16 protein-coding genes are annotated in these 21,161 nt (G+C 63.4%); 13 read left to right on the forward strand and 3 right to left on the reverse strand.

The annotated features are described in order from the left end of the window. The first annotated feature begins 59 nt into the window (after positions 1 to 59). The 7 genes from htpG to PG897_RS00265 all read left to right on the forward strand — a co-directional run bounded on the left by htpG (position 60) and on the right by PG897_RS00265 (position 7,124). Complete coding sequence (gene htpG / locus PG897_RS00235) at positions 60 to 1,973, forward strand: molecular chaperone HtpG (RefSeq protein WP_010633742.1); 1,914 nt, start codon at positions 60 to 62, stop codon at positions 1,971 to 1,973. 254 nt (positions 1,974 to 2,227) lie between these two features. Then, positions 2,228 to 2,872 carry an adenylate kinase gene (gene adk, locus PG897_RS00240; RefSeq protein WP_005301834.1) on the forward strand — a complete coding sequence of 215 codons (645 nt, stop codon included), beginning with the start codon at positions 2,228 to 2,230 and terminating at the stop codon, positions 2,870 to 2,872. Positions 2,873 to 2,986: 114 nt separating this feature from the next. After that, on the forward strand, positions 2,987 to 3,961 hold the full coding sequence (gene hemH, locus PG897_RS00245; protein ID WP_010633743.1) for a ferrochelatase: 975 nt from the start codon (positions 2,987 to 2,989) through the stop codon (positions 3,959 to 3,961). A 73-nt stretch (positions 3,962 to 4,034) separates the two neighbouring features. Further along, a complete protein-coding gene (locus PG897_RS00250; protein ID WP_010633744.1) occupies positions 4,035 to 4,427 on the forward strand; it encodes an MAPEG family protein in 393 nt (130 codons plus the stop codon). A 178-nt stretch (positions 4,428 to 4,605) separates the two neighbouring features. Beyond that, positions 4,606 to 5,910 carry an inosine/guanosine kinase gene (locus PG897_RS00255; protein WP_010633745.1) on the forward strand — a complete coding sequence of 435 codons (1,305 nt, stop codon included), beginning with the start codon at positions 4,606 to 4,608 and terminating at the stop codon, positions 5,908 to 5,910. A 188-nt stretch (positions 5,911 to 6,098) separates the two neighbouring features. Continuing rightward, positions 6,099 to 6,461, forward strand: a complete 363-nt coding sequence (locus PG897_RS00260; RefSeq protein WP_005301823.1) for a DUF2750 domain-containing protein — start codon at positions 6,099 to 6,101, stop codon at positions 6,459 to 6,461. 168 nt (positions 6,462 to 6,629) lie between these two features. Further along, complete coding sequence (locus tag PG897_RS00265) at positions 6,630 to 7,124, forward strand: hypothetical protein (RefSeq protein ID WP_010633746.1); 495 nt, start codon at positions 6,630 to 6,632, stop codon at positions 7,122 to 7,124. On the opposite strand, the gene PG897_RS00270 is transcribed toward PG897_RS00265, so the two are convergent. Beyond that, positions 7,087 to 8,727 (reverse strand): EAL domain-containing protein, encoded by a 1,641-nt coding sequence (locus PG897_RS00270; protein WP_024941938.1) that lies wholly within the window; start codon positions 8,725 to 8,727, stop codon positions 7,087 to 7,089. The genes PG897_RS00265 and PG897_RS00270 overlap by 38 nt on opposite strands. A gap of 188 nt (positions 8,728 to 8,915) precedes the next feature. Here PG897_RS00270 and glgC point away from each other — a divergent pair, with 188 nt between their 5' ends. Next, positions 8,916 to 10,190 carry a glucose-1-phosphate adenylyltransferase gene (gene glgC, locus PG897_RS00275; protein ID WP_005301813.1) on the forward strand — a complete coding sequence of 425 codons (1,275 nt, stop codon included), beginning with the start codon at positions 8,916 to 8,918 and terminating at the stop codon, positions 10,188 to 10,190. 77 nt (positions 10,191 to 10,267) lie between these two features. On the opposite strand, the gene PG897_RS00280 is transcribed toward glgC, so the two are convergent. Then, on the reverse strand, positions 10,268 to 12,268 hold the full coding sequence (locus PG897_RS00280; protein ID WP_201881913.1) for a hypothetical protein: 2,001 nt from the start codon (positions 12,266 to 12,268) through the stop codon (positions 10,268 to 10,270). A 147-nt stretch (positions 12,269 to 12,415) separates the two neighbouring features. After that, on the reverse strand, positions 12,416 to 12,967 hold the full coding sequence (locus PG897_RS00285; RefSeq protein ID WP_017765831.1) for a lipoprotein: 552 nt from the start codon (positions 12,965 to 12,967) through the stop codon (positions 12,416 to 12,418). 314 nt (positions 12,968 to 13,281) lie between these two features. Between PG897_RS00285 and amoC the strand changes: the two genes are divergently transcribed. From amoC to amoA, 5 genes are all read left to right on the forward strand, one after another. After that, on the forward strand, positions 13,282 to 14,469 hold the full coding sequence (gene amoC / locus PG897_RS00290; protein ID WP_017765830.1) for an amonabactin biosynthesis isochorismate synthase AmoC: 1,188 nt from the start codon (positions 13,282 to 13,284) through the stop codon (positions 14,467 to 14,469). A 76-nt stretch (positions 14,470 to 14,545) separates the two neighbouring features. Beyond that, positions 14,546 to 16,213, forward strand: coding sequence for a (2,3-dihydroxybenzoyl)adenylate synthase (locus PG897_RS00295; protein WP_201881911.1), 1,668 nt, complete (start codon positions 14,546 to 14,548; stop codon positions 16,211 to 16,213). A 23-nt stretch (positions 16,214 to 16,236) separates the two neighbouring features. Beyond that, positions 16,237 to 17,163, forward strand: coding sequence for an amonabactin biosynthesis bifunctional protein AmoB (gene amoB / locus PG897_RS00300; RefSeq protein WP_201881908.1), 927 nt, complete (start codon positions 16,237 to 16,239; stop codon positions 17,161 to 17,163). Continuing rightward, complete coding sequence (amoF, locus tag PG897_RS00305) at positions 17,160 to 20,261, forward strand: amonabactin biosynthesis non-ribosomal peptide synthetase AmoF (protein ID WP_201881906.1); 3,102 nt, start codon at positions 17,160 to 17,162, stop codon at positions 20,259 to 20,261. Before amoB ends, amoF begins: the two co-directional genes overlap by 4 nt. A gap of 20 nt (positions 20,262 to 20,281) precedes the next feature. After that, the gene (amoA, locus tag PG897_RS00310; protein WP_201881897.1) at positions 20,282 to 21,031 is read left to right on the forward strand and encodes an amonabactin biosynthesis protein AmoA; all 750 of its coding nucleotides are present in this window, start codon (positions 20,282 to 20,284) and stop codon (positions 21,029 to 21,031) included. Positions 21,032 to 21,161 lie beyond the last annotated feature (130 nt).

Below are 21,161 nucleotides of genomic sequence, written 5' to 3' on the forward strand. Positions count from 1 at the left end.
CACCGGCCCCATCTTGGATCGGGAATATGTTCAACCCGAATCGCCTGAGGATAGTGTCGATGACCCAAAGCGTTCATGCCGAAACCCACGGGTTTCAGACTGAAGTCAAACAACTGCTGAGCCTGATGGCCCACAGCCTCTATTCCAACAAAGAAGTATTCCTGCGCGAGCTGATTTCCAACGCCTCCGATGCGGCGGACAAGCTGCGCTTCAAGGCGCTTTCCGATGCCTCTTTGTTCGAAAACGACGGCCAGTTGCGCGTTCGCCTGGTGGTTGATAAAGAAAAACGGACCCTGACCATCTCCGATAACGGGATCGGTATGACCCGGGATCAGGTGATCGAGCACCTGGGCACCATCGCCAAATCCGGCACCGCCGAGTTCTTCAAGAACCTCTCCGGTGATCAGGGCCGCGACTCCCAGCTGATCGGTCAGTTCGGGGTGGGCTTCTACTCCGCCTTTATCGTTGCCGACAAGGTGACCGTGGTCTCCCGCGCCGCCGGTACCGAACCGGGCCAGGGCGTGCAGTGGGAATCGGAAGGGGAAGGCTCCTTCACCGTGGCTGACGTGACCAAAGAGGGTCGCGGTACCGACGTCATCCTGCACCTGCGTGCCGAAGAGGACGAGTTCCTCGACGACTGGCGCCTGCGCTCCGTGGTCAGCAAATATTCCGACCACATCAGCGTGCCGGTGGAGATGTTCAAAGAGGGCACCCCGGATCGGGAAGAAGACGGTGAAACCATTGTCGGCACCCCGGGCGAGTGGGAGCAGGTCAACCGCGCCACTGCACTGTGGACCCGCAACCCGAAGGACATCAAGGACGAGGAGTATCAGGAGTTTTACAAGCACGTCGCCCACGACTTCGAAGATCCGCTCTTGTGGGGTCACAACCGGGTGGAAGGGGCGCAGGAGTACACCAGCCTGCTCTACGTGCCGGCCCGTGCACCGTTTGACCTCTACAACCGCGAGCAGAAGCACGGCCTGAAGCTCTACGTGCAGCGCGTCTTCATCATGGATGACGCCGAGCAGTTCATGCCGACCTACCTGCGCTTCGTCAAAGGGGTGCTGGACTCCAACGATCTGCCGCTCAACGTCAGCCGCGAGATCCTGCAAGACAACAAAGTGACCGTCTCCCTGCGCAAGGCCTGCTCCAAGCGCGTGCTGACCATGCTGGCCAAGCTGGCCAAGGATGACGCCGAGAAGTACGCCAAGTTCTGGAGCGAGTTCGGCAATGTGCTGAAAGAAGGCCCGGCCGAGGATTACGCCAATCGCGAAGAGATCGCCAAGCTCTTGCGCTTTGCCAGCACCGCCGGCGAGGGCGAAGCCCAGACCGTGTCCCTTGAGGATTACGTTGGCCGCATGAAGGAAGGCCAGCAGAAGATTTACTACATCACCGCCGACTCCTACGCTGCCGCCAAGAACAGCCCGCACCTCGAGATCTTCCGCAAGAAGGGCGTCGAAGTGCTGCTGATGTGGGAGCGGGTCGACGAGTGGCTGATGAGCCACCTGACCGAGTTCGACGGCAAGCAGCTGGTCTCCGTCACCCGTGGCGAGCTGGATCTCGGCGATCTGGAAGACGAAGCCTCCAAACAGGCACAGGAAGAGGCCGAGAAGGCCAACGCCGGTCTGGTGGAGCGGGTCAAGCAGAGCCTGGGCGAGGCGGTGAAAGAGGTGCGCGTCACCCACCGTCTGACCGACTCGCCGTCCTGCATCGTCACCGATGCCCACGGCATGAGCACCCAGATGATCAAGCTGATGCGCGCCGCCGGTCAGCCGGTGCCGGAGCAGAAGTACATTCTGGAACTGAACCCCGACCACGCCCTGGTGAAGAAACTCGACACCATCCAGGACGAGGCACTGTTCGGCGAGTGGGTCACCCTCTTGCACGAACAGGCTCAGCTGGCCGAGCAGGGCGGGCTCAATGATCCGGCGAGCTTCGTCTCCCGTATCAACCGTCTGTTACTCCAGGCATGATGTTTGGGCCCACTGCGTGCAGTGGGCTCTTTCTTTTCTGGCGCCCGCCCCGTTTGGGGCGGGCGCCAGTTGCGTGCAGCGCTGCTGCATTTTCACTCATTTTTCGTACACGGATCTGCGCCAATGGTCGTATTGCCGTGACGGGAAAATGGTGAAAAATAAGTCACTCACACGGGCCAAGCTTGTGGAAATGAGCGAAACCGTGTAGTTTTTTGCCTTCTCAAGAATTGAATAACCAATCAATAGGAGCGTGTATGCGCATTGTTCTGTTGGGGGCTCCGGGTGCCGGCAAGGGTACTCAGGCTCAGTTCATCATGGAAAAACACGGTATTCCGCAGATCTCCACCGGCGACATGCTGCGTGCCGCGATCAAGGCGGGCACCGAGCTGGGCCTCAAGGCCAAAGCCGTGATGGACGCAGGTCAGCTCGTCTCTGACGACATCATCATCGGCCTGGTCAAAGAGCGTATTGCCCAACCGGATTGCGCCAACGGCTTCCTGCTGGACGGTTTCCCGCGCACCATTCCCCAGGCGCAAGCCATGAAGGACGCCGGTGTTGCCGTGGATTTCGTACTGGAATTCGACGTGCCGGACGAAGAGATCGTCAAGCGCATGAGCGGTCGTCGCGTTCACTCCGGTTCCGGCCGTACCTACCACGTGGTGTTCAACCCGCCGAAAGTGGAAGGCAAGGACGACGTGACCGGCGAAGATCTGGTGATCCGTGCCGACGACGAAGAGACCACAGTGCGCAAGCGTCTGGATGTGTACCATCAGCAGACCGCACCGCTCATCGGCTTCTACGGCAAGGAAGCGGAAGCGGGCAACACCCGTTACGTCAAGATTGATGGCACCCAGCCGGTGGAACTGGTCAGCAAGCAGCTGGCGACCATCCTGGGCTAAGCCCGCCATTGCCATCGTCCCCCAGGGGCCAGCGGCAATGTGCCATTGAGACAAGGGCCCGACAGGGCCCTTTCTTGCATATAAGACATAACAACAGAAAGACAGGAAGCAAACGTGACCACGAAAACCGGGATCTTGCTGGTCAATCTGGGTACCCCAGCCGCGCCCACCACGGCCGCCGTCAAGGCGTTTCTCAGCCAGTTTCTGCACGATCAGCGGGTTGTCGACCTGCCGCGCTACCTCTGGTGCCCGCTGCTCCACTTCATCATCCTGCCGACCCGCTCTCCCAAGGTGGCCAAGCTCTATCAGCAGGTGTGGACCGAGCAGGGCTCGCCGCTGATGGTGATAAGTCAGCAGCAGCGCGCGGCGCTGGAGCAGGAGCTCAGACGCGAAGGGGTCGAGGTGCCGGTGGAGCTGGCCATGACCTACGGCTCCCCTTCGCTGGATGAGGGCTGGCAGGCGCTCAAGGCCAAGGGGGTCAACCGGGTGATCCTGTTGCCGCTCTATCCCCAGTATTCGGTCAGCACCACCGCCTCGGTGTTCGATGGCTGGAGCCGGGCGATGAAAAAAGAGCGCAACCTGCCGGTGGTGCGGCTCATTCGTGATTACCATGCTCACCCCGAATATATCCAGGCGCTGGCCATGAGCGTGCGCCGCCATTGGGAGCAGCACGGCCAGGGCGAGCACCTGCTGATGTCGTTTCACGGCATTCCCGAGCGCTACGAGCGGGAAGGGGATCCCTATGGTCAGCAGTGCCGACGCACCGCCGCCCTGCTGGCCGAGGCGCTCGGGCTGGAGGCCAGCCAGTGGACCGCCAGCTTCCAGTCCCGTTTTGGCAAGGAGGAGTGGCTCAAGCCCTACACCGACGTGACCATCGGCGGCCTGCCGGCCACCGGGATCAAGCGGCTTGATGTGATCTGCCCCGCCTTTGCCGCCGACTGCCTCGAGACCCTGGAGGAGATCCAGGTGCAGAACCGGGAGATCTTCATGGCCGCCGGGGGCGAGCAGTTTGAATACATTCCGGCCCTCAACAGCGATCAGGCCCACATTCGCATGATGGTGTCGCTGATCTGCCGCGAGCTGGCCTGATCGACACGCCGCCCGTGCCGTACCCCGGAGCGGGCCGTGTTTTGTTCGTTATCCAAGGAGAAGGAGCGTCATCATGATGCATATCACCCTGATTTACGCCGGCCTCTTGGGGCTGCTGTTTCTGCTGCTCTCCTTCTGGGTGGTCAAGCGCCGCGCCCAGTTCAAGGTGATGATAGGGGAAGGGGAGGCGCCGGAGATGCGCGCCGCCATCCGGGCCCATGGCAACTTCGCCGAGTACGTGCCGCTCACCCTGCTGCTGATGGCGCTGTGCGAGCTGGCGGGAGTCGGTGCCTTCTGGCTGCACCTTGGCGGCGTGCTGTTGCTGGTGGGGCGCATCCTGCACGCCATCGGCATCCAGATCCCCAAGGCGCCGAACATGCCGCGCCTCTTCGGCACCCTCTTCTTCTGGCTCTCGCTCGGGCTCTTCTCGGTGCTGGCGCTGGCCAGCGGGCTCGCCACCGGCTGAGTCTTCTCCGCCCCCAAAACCACCTCCTCGCGAGGTGGTTTTTTGATGGGTTTTGGTAAACGTTTTCCTCTGCAACCCTTGTCTATACTGACTTCATATTTTAATCAGGCGACTTTTCGGCGCGGCGGATTGTGTTAAAATCCCGCCCCTCTTTCCCCCAGAGCACAAGAACATTGCCATGAAATTTCCCGGTCAGCGCAAGTCCAAACACTACTTTCCAGTGGATCGTCGTGATCCCCTCATCTCCCAGAGTGCGGAGCTCTCGGAGCGGGGCAAGGCCTATGTGGTCGGGATTGACCAGACGCTGGTCGACATCGAAGCGCACGTTGACCTGGCGTTTCTCGAGCGTTACGGCCTGAGCCGCGGCCACTCCATGCTCATCTCCGACGAGGTGGCGGAGCAGATCTATGACGAGCTCAAGAGCAACAACATGGTGGTGAGCGAGTTTGCCGGTGGCACCATTGGCAACACTATGCACAACTATTCGGTACTGGCGGACTCCCACTCCATCCTGCTCGGCGTCATGAGCCAGGACATCCGCATCGGCAGCTACGCCTACCGCTATCTGTGCAACACCTCGTCGCGGGTCAACCTGGACTACCTGCAACCGGTAGACGGCCCGGTCGGCCGCTGCTTCACCTTCATCACCGAAGGGGGCGAACGCAGCTTTGGCATCAACGCCGGCAAGATGGACCATCTGGATGTGGCCCACATCCCCGAGGAGATCATCAAGGAGTCCTCCGCCCTGGTCATCACCGCCTACCTGGTGCGCGGTGAAGATGGCACTCCGATGAAGGAAGCGGCCATGGCCGCGGTGCGCTATGCCCGCGAGGCCGGCGTGCCAGTGGTGCTGACCCTGGGTACCCGCTTCGTCATCGAGTCCGACCCCCAGTGGTGGCGCGATTTCATCAGCGAGAACGTCACCGTGCTCGCCATGAACGAGGAAGAGGGCGAGGCCCTGACCGGTTTCTCCGATCCGCTGGCCGCCGCCGACAAGGCGCTGGACTGGGCCGACATGGTGCTCTGCACCGCAGGTCCGGTGGGGCTCTACATGGCTGCCTACACCGAAGATGACTTCAAGCGCGAAACAACCCTGCCGCTGCTGCCCGGCGTCATCCCCGAGTTCAACATGTACGAGTTCAGCCGCCCCATGACCCGCAGCGGCTGCCGCGTGCCCAAGCGCATCTACTCCCACATCTCCCCCTACATGGGCGGGCCGGAGAAGATCAAGAACACCAACGGGGCAGGGGATGGGGCGCTCTCCGCCGTGCTGCACGACATGGTGGCCAACGCCTATCACCGCAGTGCCGTGCCCAACTCCGCCAAGCACGTGGCCGAGTTCCTCACCTACTCCTCCCTCTCCCAGGTGTGCAAGTACGCCAACCGGGTCAGCTACGAGGTGCTGGCCCAGAGCAGCCCGCGCCTGTCGCGCGGTCTGCCGGAGAAGGAAGATAGCCTGGAAGAGGTGTACTGGGAGCGTTGATCCCGCCCTCTGCGCTGAAAACGCCTCCTTCGGGAGGCGTTTTGTCAGGTAAAGCCCGCCATCGGGCAGTTTTTTGTGTGATAACCCCCAAGATGCTTGAGTCCATGTCGCTTTTGCGACACCATTTGGCCACCGCATTGCCACTCGGCACTGCCGTGGCCGCAGCACCCGATTAAAGAGAGAGCCCCATGAGTAAGTTAACTGACAATCTTGACGCCAATTTCCAACTGTTCATCGAAGAAGTCCGCGAGTCGGGTCAGGTGTGGGGTCTGCGCTACGGTGAAGACTGGGTGGTCTGCCGCTCAGCCGAGTTCGAAGATGCGGACGTGATGCCGCTCTGGTCCGCCGAAGAGGACGCCCGTCTGCACTGCGTGGACGAGTGGGCCGACTACGAGCCGGAAGTGATCGAGTTGGAAGAGTTCCTCGACATCTGGATCAACGATCTGGACGAAGACGACGTGCTGGTCGGCCCGAACTGGAACGCCGATCTGGAAGGGCAGGAGCTCGAACCCATCGAGCTGGCCAAGGCGCTGGTGGAACTGGACGCCTGAACCAGGCTGCATTGAACCGGGCCTTGGCCCGCGTGACGAGAACCGATATCGTAATGGATGTCGGTTTTTTTATGGCCGGCTTGCAGAATACTGAATGAAAAGGCGATTTGCCTTTGCACCCGCCAAAGGGATGGTCCATCATCAACCTTTTGCCGAGCGGGAGGAGCCATGTTTGTATTCGACGTCACCGGCGCTGCGGGGGAGCGGGCCGAGATCCGGGTCCAGGCGCTGGACTGGGGACAGAGCGGCCCCGTCACCTTTCACTGTGATGACGATCGACTGGCGGTGCTGCTGCTGACCGACTGCCGCTGCGATGCGGTGGGCTTCTTCAATCTGCTGGCGGGCTGCAAGCCGCTCTATCTGGAGCAGTGGCTCAGCTATCTGCAGGAGACCGGCCGCATCGCCAAGCAGAGCTGCCAGCTGGAGAGCCCGGCCCAGGAGGATTACCTCGCCAAGGCCGGTCTTGAACATGAGGAGCTCAATGCTCTGCTGGGGCAGGTCTATCAGGTGGCGGGTTTCAACCGGCTGCAGATCAACCGTTACCTCAAGAATCGCCACAATCCCACCGCCCTGGCGACCCGCTACGATCAGAAGGAGCTGGAGCGCTATCGCCAGCTCAACGACATCATTCTGACTCTGTTGAAGTTGAAGCATCCTCAGTAAAGAGCCCGAGCTGGCTGATGTCCGGCCGAAGCGGCTGGGGCCTGGCGATGAGATAGCCCTGCAACCCGTCTACATACATGCCCTGCAGCAACTGCTTCTGGCCCAGTTGCTCGACCCCTTCCGCAATCACCTGGCACCCCATCCGGTGTGACACGTCGACGATCATCCGCACGAACTGCTGATTGGTTAGATCCTGCTCCAGCCCGGTGATGAGGGCGGGATCCAGCTTGATGTAGTCGGGCTTGAGCTCGCGAAACAGATTGAACGAGCCGATCCCCTTGCCGAAGTTGCAGATGGCGGAGCGGCTGCCGTTGCGTCTGAGCAGCTCGAACACCCGCTTGGCCCCGGTCAAGTTGCGCTCCAGGTGCTCCTCATCCAGCTCGAACACCAGGTTGGCGCTGGTGTTGGGGTCGTTGAGCAGCTGTCGGTCCAGCCAGATCAGAAAGGCGCTGTTTTGCAGCAGATTGCTGGAGAGGTTGATGCCCCAGCGACTCTGGTTGGAGCCAAAGGCCCGGTACTGGCGCATGACATGGATCACCAGCATCTGTTCCAGCCGCATCACCATGTCCAGCCGCTGGGCCATGGCAAACAGGGTGTCGGTGGGCAGCACGGTACCGTCGGCACCGCTGAAACGGGTGTAGATCTCGTTGTAGGCCAGCATGCTGCGGTGCATGGGCTGGATCGGCTGATAGGTAAAGTCGATCCGCTCCTGCTCCAGCAGCTCGGTCAGCACCAGCTTCCAGTGATGCTGCCCCTGCAGCTCCACCACGTTGTCATCCTGCTGGATGGCCCAGCCATTGACCGTCTCGGTCTGGGCACGGGCCAGCGCCAGATCCGCCCGGGCCAGAATGGCCTCTATCTTCTGGCCGCTGCTGAGCCGGGTCAGTCCGGAGTAGGCGGCGCTCTCCAGCTCGTGCTGCTGCTGATAGTGGTCGAAGGCGATCTTTAGATCCCGCCCGAGCAGGGGGGGCGGTATGTTGGCCTCCGGCCGTACCAGCACCGCGAAGTCGGCCCCCGAGATGCGGTAGACCTGATGGCCGGGAAAGCGGCTCACCACCTTGTTGATGAGATTGGCAATATCTTTGATGTAGGCATCCCCCGACTGAAAGCCGCGCTGTGCGTTGAGCTTGCCAAGCTCGGTGGCGCGGACCAGCACCAGGGTGGCGGTCTGGGTATCCTGATCCCGCTGCAACAGCTCGGTCATGTCGCGCCGAAAGGCGTGGCGGTTTTGCAGCTGGGTCAGCTCGTCCTGGGTCGCCTGATTGTGCAGTTCATTTATCTGGCGGTGGGCATCGAGCTCGGCTTCGTTGAAGTGGGCGAGCAGCTGCTGCAGGGCGGCCTGGGCTGTCGGGGTTTCCAGGCAGGTGGGGTCGCGCAGTTGCAGCGCCCGGCACCACACCTGCTCCTGTCTCTCCCGATCCGCCTGTTGCATCCCCATTACCAGCCGGATCAGCAGGCCAAAGCCGAGCAGGCTGGTGGCGAGGATGAGCAGCAGGGTGAGCGGCGTGCTCGCGAAGGCGAGCCAGAGCCCCTGCAGCATCAGCAGGGGAGCACAGATGAGAGCCATCACCATCAGCTGGTTGCTCCCGAGCTTGTTCAACATGGTGTCATCCTTGATGATGTCGTTGATGCTGAAATTCTAACCAAGCTCGCATCGCAAAGCATGCGATCCCGCTCAACTCTTGGAAAAGGGCCAATTGAAATCAGTTAAATGTGAGTGAAACCACTTTCATGACGCCGGAAACAGGCGAAGATGAATCGAGAATGGATCAAAACAAGGCAGAGGTAATTATGTTGTTAGAACCCGTAAATACTGCCAAAGCACGGCAACTATTGAACCAGAGTATGGCCTTGGTGCTCGCGGGGGGACGGGGCAGTCGCCTGAAGCAGTTGACCGACAACCGCGCCAAGCCTGCCGTCCATTTTGGCGGCAAGTTCCGCATCATCGATTTCGTGCTCTCCAACTGCATCAACTCAGGCATTCGCCGGGTGGGGGTGGTGACCCAGTACAAGTCCCACAGCCTGCTGCGTCACCTGCAATCGGGCTGGTCTTTCCTGCGCTACCAGATGAACGAGTTCATCGACCTGCTGCCTGCCCAGCAGCGGGTGGACGAGGTGCACTGGTATCGCGGCACCGCCGATGCCATCTACCAGAACGTAGACATCATCCGTGACTACGGCCCCAAATACATAGTGGTGCTGGCGGGGGATCACATCTACAAGATGGACTATGCCGCCATGCTGCTCGATCACGTGCGCCTCGGCGCCAAGGTGACGGTGGCCTGCATCGAGGTGCCGCGGGCGGAGGCTTCCGCCTTCGGGGTGATGGACATCGACGAGCAGCGCAAGATCCGCGCCTTCGTTGAGAAGCCGGCCAATCCGCCCGCCATGCCGGGTAACGAGCACGTCTCCCTGGCCTCCATGGGCATCTACATCTTCGAGGCGGAGTACCTCTATCAGCTGCTGGAGGAGGATATCCACAACCAGGAGTCCAAGCATGACTTCGGCATGGACGTGATCCCGCGCATCGTGGGGGAGGGCAAAGCGTTTGCCCACCCGTTCACCATGTCCTGCGTGGGGGCCAAGGAGGGGCTGAAACCCTACTGGCGGGACGTGGGTACCCTGGATTCATTCTGGGAGGCCAACATGGATCTCGCCTCCGTGGTGCCCGAGCTGGACATCTATGACGAAAACTGGCCCATCTGGACCAGCCAGACCATGACGCCGCCAGCCAAGTTCGTGCAGGACCGCAACGGCCAGCACGGCATGACCATCAACTCCATGTTTGCGGGGGGGTCGATTGTCAGCGGTTCCTTCGTGCTCAACTCCGTGCTGTTCACCCATGTGCGGGTGCACTCCTTCTGCACCCTGGATCAGGCGGTGATCTTCCCCGGGGTAGAGATAGGCTCCGGCTGCCGCTTGCGGCGGGTGGTGGTGGACAAGGGCTGCAAGCTGCCCGATGGCCTGGTGGTGGGGGAGAACGCGGACGAGGATAGCCGCCGCTTCTATCGCTCCGAGCAGGGCATAGTGCTGGTGACCAAGGAGATGCTGGCCAAGCTGGGGTGATGTCGCTGCCAACGCCAGACGCCACAACTAAAAAGGGAGCCGATAAGGCTCCCTTTTGCTGTTCAGCCGGTGGCTGATTATTTCTCGGTGATCAGCGCCTTGGCGGCCATCACCATGGCGGTGCCGTGCTTGCCACCGGCGGCGGTGACTTGCGGGACGCCATCTTCGTCGGTGTCACCACCGGCCCCTTCGATGACGTTCTCGCCGGAGTCACCGATCCATTCGGCCATCTGCATGCCGCCGTTGACGGTGCCGCGGAACCAGCTCACGTAGCGCTGGGTCAGCTGGGCCAGTTCCAGCGCCGGGGCCTTTTCGCTACCTTCGTTGCGCAGGTTCAGCATGGCGGAGCGCAGGGCGCCGGAGATGGCGGCCTGGGTCCAGGGGGTGTATTCACCCTGTTTGCCAGCGAGCCAGGTACCGGCCTTCTGGTTGAAGTAGGCCTTGTCGGCGGCGATGAACAGCTCGCGCGCCGCGGTGCGGTACTTGGCATCCGAGGTGGCCAGGAAGGCGGCGGTCAGGCCGCGGATGGCGGCAAACTGCGCGTCGATGGACTGGCCGGCATCGAGCTTGCCACCCAGGGTGATCCCATCGTGCACCAGCCCATTTTTGCCCTTGAGATTGGCCAGGATGAAGTCGGCCTGCTGGCGAATGAGCACCAGAGCCTGCTGGCCCTGAGCGGTTTTCAGATTCAGCTCGCCATTGTCACCAGCGGCGTAGCCTACCGGCAGCGCATCCTGGGCGCGCTGGAAGATCTGCAGAGCGACCAGGCTGTAGGCGGCGTCAAAGGTGGTGACGTGCTTGGCCTGTTTGCCGGCCTGCCAGCTGTCCACCAGGGTGCCGGCCTTGGGTTCGAAGTGGAGGGCATTGAGGTTCTTGAACACCATGCCGGAGAGGTTCAGCGCCAGGGAGAAGGCATCGTCACCCGCTACCAGCTTGGCGGCATCGCTGCCCTTGTTGGCGGCCGGTGCGGCGGCGAACGGAGCACCGTCAAACACGGCGTGGAAGGCCGGGTTCTGGTTGGTGTTGGCGCTGCGCTGATCGGTGAAGGCGTAGAACTCGGAGAGCGGCCACAGCATCATCCAGGCGTCGCGCAGCTGGGCGGAGCCATCAACCACCTCGAGCTTGCCGATGGCGCCGACCTCGTTCTTGGCCGTCTCGGTCACTTTCACCTGATGGGGGAAGTAGACGATGCCCTTGGCCGGATCGTACTGCGGAGTGATCTTGGCGCCCAGCTGCTTGCCGTCAAAGCCGAGCTGACCCTGCAGGATGGCCAGCTTGTCGATGGACTGCTCGGTCAGCATCATGCCGTTGAAGCCGTCGGCGGCGGAGACGCCCAGCTTGTGCTTGCCGTCCTGATCCATGGTGGCGGACGCGGCTTCCACCTCTTCATCTGTCTCGGCCACGTGCATGCCGCCGAGGAAGTCCTGGGACCACATCACTTCCTTGAGCAGGATGCCGCCCACGGCCGCCGGCACCAGCAGGTTGTCACTGCCGCTCCAGCGCAGGGTAGCGTAGTCGCGGAAGTAGGCTGGCACCTGGGTCTTGACGCTCTTCTCGTGGCCCTTGGCGGTCTTGATGGTGATCTGGTCGCCGTTGACCGGGGTGGCGTTCACGGCCTGGGCGAACTCCGGATTGGCAGAGGCGTAGGGCAGGGAGAGGGGATACATGCCTTGCGGCACTTCATCGGCCGGGAAGCCGACCGCATCGGCCATGGCCAGCACCCGCTGGCCGAGGGTGGCCATGGTGCCGCCACGAGCCAGGTTTTGCGGCCCGTTCACCAGGTGCGGGCCCATGCCGGATTGATAGTTGAGGGCGTACATCGCCTCTTCGGAGTATTCATAGGATTCGATGCCAGCGGCGAAGTCGAACGGAGTCGGCTCGTCGGCGCGGTTGGCGTCCAGCACATCCAGATCCAGACCGAGGGCTTCGGCCAGCGGCTCGCCGGAGAGTTCGAATTCGGTGTAGGCCAGCATGTTGGCGGCGGTGTTGAATGTCTTGTCTTCTACCTTGACGGCGGCGTGTGCGGCGCCGCTCAGGATCGCGCAGGCGATCGCCTGGACCAGTACGGTTTTTCTCATGTCCCTTCTCACCATATGTTTGATTTTATTATGACGCTTCTCATGAATCTAAATGAGAATGGTGTGCATTATGAGGCAAAGGGGGGAGCTTGAGAAGAAAAAAACCGCGCCCCTGGGGTTGAAGAGAAGAGGGGCGCGGTTGGGGGGTCACATCAGTTTGAAGGGGATCACCAGTCGACCGGGCTCCACCTTGAGCGCTTCGACCTTCTCCTTGATCCGCGCCTCGTTCTGACGGCTGCCGTCGAGCCGATAGACAGGGGTCTGGGAGAGGAACAGGGAGAGGGACTGGTTGAAGGTGGGCAGCAGCGGGGTGAGGGCGGTGCCCACGTCGGCCGGCTCTGTCTTGACCGAGAGCAGCTCGAGATCGCGCAGATAGATGGCCCCCTGCTCGGCCACGTAGTCGGGGCGGGCGCTCAGGGAGAAGCGGATCTTCATCTGCTGGCTGCCGAGCGGGCTCGTCACCTGCAGGTCGCCGGCGGCATCCAGCTCGACCCGGTCAGCCTGGCGGCGACCGATGCGGCTCTGCATCTCATCGAGGCGGATCTTGCTCGACATGATGCCGGGGATCCCCAGCTGTTTTTCGAAGGCGACCCTCTCTTTGAGGTACTGGTTGATCTCCCCTTCGCTGACGTTGTACTGGGTGAGTGAACAGGCAGCCAGCAGCAGGCTGAGGGGGAGCAGAAGCAGGTGCTTTAACATCGAGGATCCCGTGGGTTGTAACAATGGTCATGAAGATGGCGCCATCTTAGGGGTAAATGGCGCTCGCTGCCAGCGTGGGCGGTGAGACCGCGGTTTTTGTCGCAGCCTCATATGGGGTGTTGGCAGCGGTGCTCATACGGGCAAGAGGGGTCGGCCCTGCACGGTGGGCCACGACGGGCAATATCCACAGATAAGTTCCAGTTTTATCGGCATAAAAATCCCATTGACCGGGGGATTTCAAAGCGAGTATTTTACCGCCGCACAAATACAAATTGATAATCATTATCATTTTGAATCATATTTGAGGGTGTAACGTGGATACTCTTGTGATGGAAAATAGCGCGCCTGCCCAGGCTGCGTCACCGCCCGATTTCTTGTTTACCTCGGGGCAGGGCACGATCAGTGCCACTGACCTGGGCCAGCCTATCACCACCCCCGCCTGTGAATGGCCCTTGCTGGAACAACAGATTGCCGACGCGCTGGCCGCGGCCAGCGCCGCCGGCCAGAGCAACCCCCTGCTGATCGGTGCCTTTGCGTTCGACCCGGCGGAGGCCTCCTGCCTCTATGTGCCCGGCCGCTATAAGCAGGGCGAGCGCCCTGTCCCGGTTCAGCAGGCGCCTACGACAGCGGCCGAACAGGCCGTCGAGGCCAACCGGGTCATCTCGGTGCAGAGCACCCCGCCGGCCAGCGAATTCCAGGCCTCGGTCAGTGCGGCGCTGGATGCGTTTGCACAAGGCCGGCTATCCAAGGTGGTGTTGTCGCGCAAGCTGACGCTCACTCTGCATCAGCCCGCCGATCCGAAACGGGTGATGACCCGTCTGATGGCCCAGAATCCCCACGCCTTCCACTTCTCCCTGCCGCTTGGCCAGGGCCGCCGCCTGCTCGGTGCCAGTCCGGAGCTGCTGCTGCGGGTCAGCGGGGGAGAGGTGTTCACTCATCCGCTGGCGGGCTCCGCCAGACGGGCGAGCGAGCCGGCGCAAGACGAAATGGTGGCTCGGGATCTGCTGGCCTCTCGCAAGGATCAGCATGAACACAAGTTGGTGATCGACGAGATCCGCCGGGTGCTGACCCCTCACTGTCGCGAGCTGGCGATCCCGTCCAGTCCCTCGCTGATGAGCACGGATACCCTCTGGCATCTGGGCACTCCCATCGCCGGCCGGCTGCACGGCGGCGAGGCGTCGGTGCTCTCCTTGGCCTGTCAGCTGCATCCCACCCCGGCCCTGTGCGGCTATCCCACCGAGCTGGCCCGCCAGTTTATCCGCGAGCAGGAGCCCTTCCGGCGCGCCCTGTTCAGCGGCATCGTCGGCTGGTGCGACAGCCAGGGCAACGGCGAGTGGGCCGTGGTGATCCGCTGTGGGGTGCTCGATGGCCATCAGGTGGAGCTGTTTGCCGGCGCCGGTATCGTCGCGGGCTCGGATCCTGCGATGGAGTGGGCCGAGACCGGCACCAAGCTGGGTACCATGCTAAAAGCCCTGGGCCTGGATTTGGAGGTGGCGCAATGACGCAGCTTCAATATCTGGGCTGGCCGAGTGGGCAGCCAAATCTGAGAGCCCTGGACCTGAGTCCGGAGGTCGCGCAATGAGCGATACCAGCCGTTTCCTGCCCTATACCCGCTGGCCCGACGAATTGGCCCAGCACTACCGTGCCAAGGGCTATTGGCGTGGCGAGCCGTTGACCGCCATGCTGGCGCGTCAGTGCGAGCTGGCCCCCGAGGCCGAGGCCATCCTCTGCGGTGAGCGGCGCTTCAGCTATGGCGAACTGGACGCCGCCTCGAGCCAGCTGGCCGAAAATCTGGCCCGCCATGGCCTGGGGGCGGGGGACACCGCACTGGTGCAGCTCCCCAACGTGGCCGAGTTCTATCTGGTGTTCTTCGCCCTGCTGAAAGCCGGCATTGCGCCGGTCAACGCGCTCTTTAGCCACAACCGGCTGGAGCTCCTCTCTTATGCCGAGCAGATCACCCCCCGCCTCTTTATCGGCTCGCTGGCCCATCCGCTGTTTGCGAGCAAGGGTCGCGAGAGCGAGCTGCTGACAACCATAGGCACAGAGCTGGTGCTGCTGGATGGTGACGCAGGGGAGCTGGGGCTGACCCGCTGGTTCGACGAGGGGGATGAGGGGGGCTCCCCATCCGTCTCCTTTGCCCCGACCCCGGCGAACGAGGTGGCCTTCTTCCAGCTCTCCGGCGGCAGCACCGGCACCCCCAAGCTCATCCCCCGCACCCACGATGATTACCTGTATAGCGTGCGCCGCAGCAATGAAATCTGTGAATTGGGGCCCCATACCCGCTATCTGTGCGCCCTGCCGGCGCCCCACAACTTCCCCCTGAGCTCCCCCGGGGCGCTTGGGGTGTTCGAGGCGGGCGGTACCGTGGTGCTGGCGCCGGATCCCAGCCCCATCAGCTGTTTTCCGCTGATCGCCCGCCACCGGGTCAATCTCACCTCGCTGGTGCCGCCGGCGGTCTCGCTCTGGCTGCAGGCAGCGGAAGCGGACCCCACCGCGCGCACTCAGCTCGAGAGCCTCGACTTGCTGCAAGTGGGCGGCGCCAAGCTGGGGGAGGCGGTGGCCAGCAAGATTGGGCCGCTGCTCGGCTGCCGGCTGCAGCAGGTGTTCGGCATGGCGGAAGGGCTGGTCAACTACACCCGGCTGGACGACCCCGACGAGAAGGTCATTCACACCCAGGGCCGCCCCATGAGCCCGGACGACGAGGTGCGCATCCTCGATGAGGCGGGCAATCCGGTTGCCCCCGGCGAGCCTGGTGCCCTGCACACCCGCGGCCCCTATACCTTCCGCGGCTACTACCAGAGCCCGGCCCACAACGCCCGGGTGTTCGATGCCGAGGGCTTCTACTGCTCCGGCGACCTGGTGGTACAGGATGCCGATGGTTACCTCACAGTAGTAGGGCGGCAGAAGGATCAGATCAACCGGGGCGGCGAGAAGATCGCGGCGGAAGAGGTGGAAAACCAGCTGCTGCACCACCCGGCCATCACCCATGCGGCCCTGGTCTCCATGCCTGACAGCGCCATGGGGGAGAAGAGCTGCGCCTTTATCGTCAGCACGGATCCCGCCTTGAAGCCGCTGGCCTTGCGCAAGTTTCTGCGCGAGCGCGGAGTGGCGGACTTCAAGCTGCCCGACCGTTTCGAAACCCTGGACGCCCTGCCCATGACGGCGGTGGGCAAGATTGACAAGCAGGGGCTGCGGGCACGCATTGCGCACGCCATCGCCGCCAACCAGCCCCTGACAACAGCATAAAACTAAAAAGGAATCATGACGTTATGGCTATCCCAACCCTGAACAATTACGCCATGCCCAGCCAGTGGAAGGCCAACAAGGTCGACTGGTCCCTGGAACCCAAACGCGCCGCCCTGTTGATCCACGACATGCAGGAGTACTTCACCGCCTTCTATGGCGAAAACAGCCCGCTGATCGCGGCCCTCACCGAGCGCCTGGCCGCTGTGCGCAAGCAGTGCAAGGCCCTCGGCATCCCGGTCTTCTACACCGCCCAGCCCAAGGATCAATCCCCTGAAGATCGCGCCCTGCTCAACGACATGTGGGGCCCGGGGCTCAACAAGCGGCCCGAGCAGCAGCAGGTGGTGGCAGCCCTGCGCCCGGAGCGGGACGACACCGTGCTGGTCAAGTGGCGCTACAGCGCCTTCCAGCGCTCCGAGCTGGAGCCGATGCTCAAAGCGCTGGGACGGGATCAGCTGATCATCGGCGGCATCTACGGCCATATCGGCTGCATGATGACCGCCTGCGACGCCTTCATGCGCGACATCCAGCCCTTCTTCCTGGCGGACGGGGTGGCGGACTTCTCCCTGGCCGACCACCAGATGGCGCTCGACTACGTGGCGACCCGCTGCGGCAAGGTGATCCGCTGCGAGGAGGTACTGGCCCTTGCTCCGGCTTCCGCTTCTGCTGCCCAACCCACCAATCCCTTGCTGACCAATCCATTACTGACCTACGAGGGGCTCAAGGCGCGGCTGCTGAGCCATATCGACGAGGACGAAGGGGAGTTTGACCCCGACGAGAACCTCATCGACTACGGTCTGGATTCGGTGCGGATCATGGCCCTGCTCACCGAGTGGCGCGCCGCCGGGGTGGAGCTCGGCTTCGTGGATCTCGCCAAGCTGCCGACCCTCAACGGTTGGTGGCGCCTCATCGAGGCCAGGCTGGCAGCCCAGGCCCTGGAGGTGACCCCATGAACCGCTTCCCCTTGACCATCCCCCAGCAGGGGCTCTGGTCCGGACATCTGCTCAACGACGACAAGGCGATGTTCAACACCGCCGAGTGCATCGCCTTCGACGGCAAGGTCGAGGCGGCCGTGCTGGCCGCGGCCCTTGCCAAGGCGGTGGGGGAGTGCGAGGCGCTCAAGGGCCATGTCGAGCAAGACGGCGAGGCGGTCTGCTTCGTCCCGGCCGAGTTGCCCCTGGCCTATGAAGAGGTCTCCCTCGAGCGCGATGACGAGATGCTGGCCCGCGCCTGGGCCTGGGCCGATCTGCGCCGCCCGTTCGAGTTGACCCAAGAGGCGCCCTGCCGTTTCGCCCTGCTGCGCGGCCCCGGCCGCGATTACCTCTACAGCTGCGTGCACCACATCGCCCTCGACGGCTTTGGTACCACCCTGCTGTTCCAGCGTATCGCCGAGCTGTATGCAGAGGAGCTGGCCGGTGAGATGCACTCCCCATCCCCCTTCGGCTCATTGGCTGAGGTGCTGGCGGAAGAGGCGAGCCGCGAGCAGAGCGGCAAGAACGCCGCCGCCCGCGCCTTCTGGCAGGAGCAGCTGCATGGCTGGCCCGAGGTGAAATCTTTTGGCGAGACCCGCGCGCCGATTGCCGCCGAATTTATCCGCGAGAGCCGCCCGCTGCCGGCGGCGCTGTGGCAATCCCTGACCGGCTTTGCCGACGAGCACAAGTTGGGCTGGCCCGATCTGCTGCTGGCCGGCCTCTCGGCCCAGCTGTCACTGTCGAGCGGCCAAAACCAGACCCTGCTTGGCCTGATGATGATGAACCGCATCGGCTCGGCGTCGCTGACCGTGCCCTGCATGCAGATGAATATCACCCCGCTGGCGCTGACACTGGGTGAAGAACTGGATCTGGCGGGCGCCGCCGGCGCCGTGGCCAAGGCCAAGCGCGGGGTGCGCAAGCATCAGCACTACCGCTACGAGCTGCTGCGCCGAGACCTTGGCCTGGTGGGGGGAGACAAGCGGCTGTTCGGCCCCCTGGTCAACATCATGCCGTTCGATCACGCTCGCCGCTTCGGGCCGCTATCTGCCCATATTCTCAACATCAGCGCCGGCCCGGTGGAGGATCTCACCATAGAGGTGCAGGTCGGCGTCGATGGCCAGCCCAGACTGGATCTGGACGCCAACCCCGGCTGCTACCGGCAGGCAGATCTGGCGGTCATCGCCGATACCCTGTTCACCCTGCTGGGCCGCTGGCTGGCCGAGCCCGCCCAGACCCTGGGAACGCTCAAGGCCGACTGGCTGGCCGAGCAGCGAGCCAGGGCCCTGATCGCCGGCCCCGCCCAGGAAGCTCTCCAGGTGCGGCCTGTGCTGGAGGCGCTCTGCCATTTCGCCGCCCAGACCCCGGACAAGATTGCCTTGATTCAGAGCACGGAGCAGGGAGAGGTCCGCTTCAGCTACGAGGCGCTGCTGGCCAGATCCGAACAGATGGCGGCCGCCCTGCAGGCCGCAGGCGTCGCCCCCGGCGACAAGGTGGGGGTCATGCTGGCCCGCACCCCCCAGGCCATCTTCGCCCAGCTGGCGGTGCTGCTGGCGGGCGCCGTCTACGTGCCGCTCGACCCTGAGCAGCCGTTGGAGCGTCAGGGCCATATTCTGCGGCTGGGGGAGGTCAAGACCCTGATCACCCAGGCCGAGTACCGTCACAAGCTGGCCAGCCTGTTTGAGGGGCGCACGCTCCTGGCGGGGGATCTGGTGAGCGATAACCGCTTGAACCAATCGGCCGCCGGCCGCGCCGTCGCCTACCTGATGTTCACCTCGGGTTCGACCGGCCTGCCCAAGGGGGTGGCGGTGAGCCACGGCGCGCTGGATCACTTCGCCGCCGCCGCCCGCTGCCGTTATCACCTGGATGAAGAGGCGCGGATGCTGCAATTCGCCCCCTTCAACTTCGACGCCAGCATCGAGGAGGTGTTTGCTACCTTGAGCGCCGGCGCCACCCTGGTGCTGCGCACCGACGCCCTGCTCGAATCCATGCCCGCCTTTGCGGCCGGGGTGGAGCAGATGGGGATCACCCACCTCGACCTGCCCACCGCGTTCTGGAACGAGTGGGTGGTGGCGCTGACGGCGGGTCAGGCCCACATTCCTGCCGGGCTTACCACTGTCATCATCGGCGGCGAGGCGGTCTACCCCGAGCAGCTGGCCCAGTGGCAGCGTCAGGGCCGCTCCGATGTGCGCCTCTTCAACACCTACGGCCCCACCGAAACGACCGTGGTGGTGACCACCCAGGAGCTGCAGCAGGAAGACCCGAGCCAGGCCCAGTTGCCCATCGGCCTGCCGCTGCCCGGCATGCAGGCGCTCATTCTGGGGGCGGGGGAGCAACCTGCCAGCGAGGGGGAGCTGGTGCTGCTCGGCCCGCAGCTGGCCAACGGCTACATGGGGGGCGTGCAAGGCAGCTTTGGCTCCCTGCGGATCGGCGAGGAGGAGCTGCTCGTCTATCGCACCGGCGATCGGGTGCGCCTGGTGGCCGGCCGGCTGGTCTACCTCGGCCGGCGCGACAACGAATTCAAGATAAGCGGCTATCGCATCCAGCCCGGCGAGGTGGAGGCCCAGCTGCTGGCCCTGCCGGGGGTGGATGAGGCCTGCGTGCAGGGGGTGAGCATCGGCAGCGTGCGCAGGCTGGTGGCCTTCGTGGCGGGGGCGGAGCGCGACAGCCGGGTCATCAAGGCGCAGCTGGCCAAGGTGCTGCCTGCCGCCATGATCCCCACCGACTATCGCCACTATGACCAGCTGCCCCGCACCGGCTCCAACAAGCTGGATCGCAAGGCCCTGCTGGCCGCCTACCAGGCGGGCGGCGAAGCGTTGACCCTGGGCAGCGAGACCGAGAACCGGGTCGGCACCATCTGGCAGCAGATCCTGGGGCTCGCCACCATGGCGCCCACGGACAACTTCTTCGAACTGGGGGGTCAGTCCCTGCAGACCATCCAGATCGTCAACCGGCTCGGCGCCGAGTTCGGGGTGCAGGTCAAGGTCTCCGACGTGTTCGATCACCCGCGCCTCGACGACTTCTGCCGCTTTCTCGACGGCCTGCTTGCCGAGGATGAAGAGAGCGTGGAGATGGTGTGGTGATGGATAAGGAGCAACAAGCAATGGCCTTTGATTTCACTGGCAAGCGGGTCTGGGTGACCGGCGCCGGGCGCGGCATCGGCCGCGAGGTGGCGACGCAGTTCGTGGCGGCTGGCGCAATCGTGGTGGGGCTGGATCTGGCATTTCCCGAAGCCGACTACCCCTATGCCACCCGGCTGCTCGATATCGGCGACTCGAAGGCAGTCAACGCCTGCTGCGCAGCGCTGCTGGCGGACGGCGGGCTCGATGTGCTGGTCAACGGGGCCGGGGTCTTGCGCCTCGGCTCCACCGAGACCTTAAGCGATGACGACTGGCACGACTGCATGATGGTCAACGCCAGCGGCGTCTTCTATCTGCTGCGGGCCCTGGTGCCCCACTTCAAGGGGCAGAAGCGCGGCGCCATCGTCACCATCGGCTCCAACGCCGCCCATGTGCCGCGCATGCAGATGGCGGCCTATTGTGCCTCCAAGGCGGCGGTCACCAGCCTGACCCAGACGGTGGGGCTGGAGCTGGCCCCCTTCGGCGTGCGCGCCAACCTGGTGTCGCCGGGCTCGACGGATACCCCTATGCTGCGCGGCATGCTGCCAAGCGAGGAGGCCATGGCCCGCACCATCGCCGGGTTGCCGGAGCAGTTCAAGCTCGGCATCCCCCTGCGCAAGGTAGCCACCCCGGCAGAGATAGCCCATACCGTCCTCTTCCTGGCCTCGGATCTGGCCAGCCACATCACGCTGCAGGATCTGGTCGTCGACGGCGGCGCCACCCTGAGTGCCTGAGGCTTGAGAAACAGATGAACAATATGATTTTGCTGTTGAAACGGCTGGGCGGTCAGAGCGTGAAGCTCGCCCTGAATGAGAAGGGGCAGGACGGTTTTTCTTCCCATCGAGCCACGCCGGCTGTCTGAGG

Source organism: Aeromonas sp. QDB20, from assembly GCF_027707805.1.
Lineage (GTDB): Bacteria > Pseudomonadota > Gammaproteobacteria > Enterobacterales > Aeromonadaceae > Aeromonas > Aeromonas dhakensis.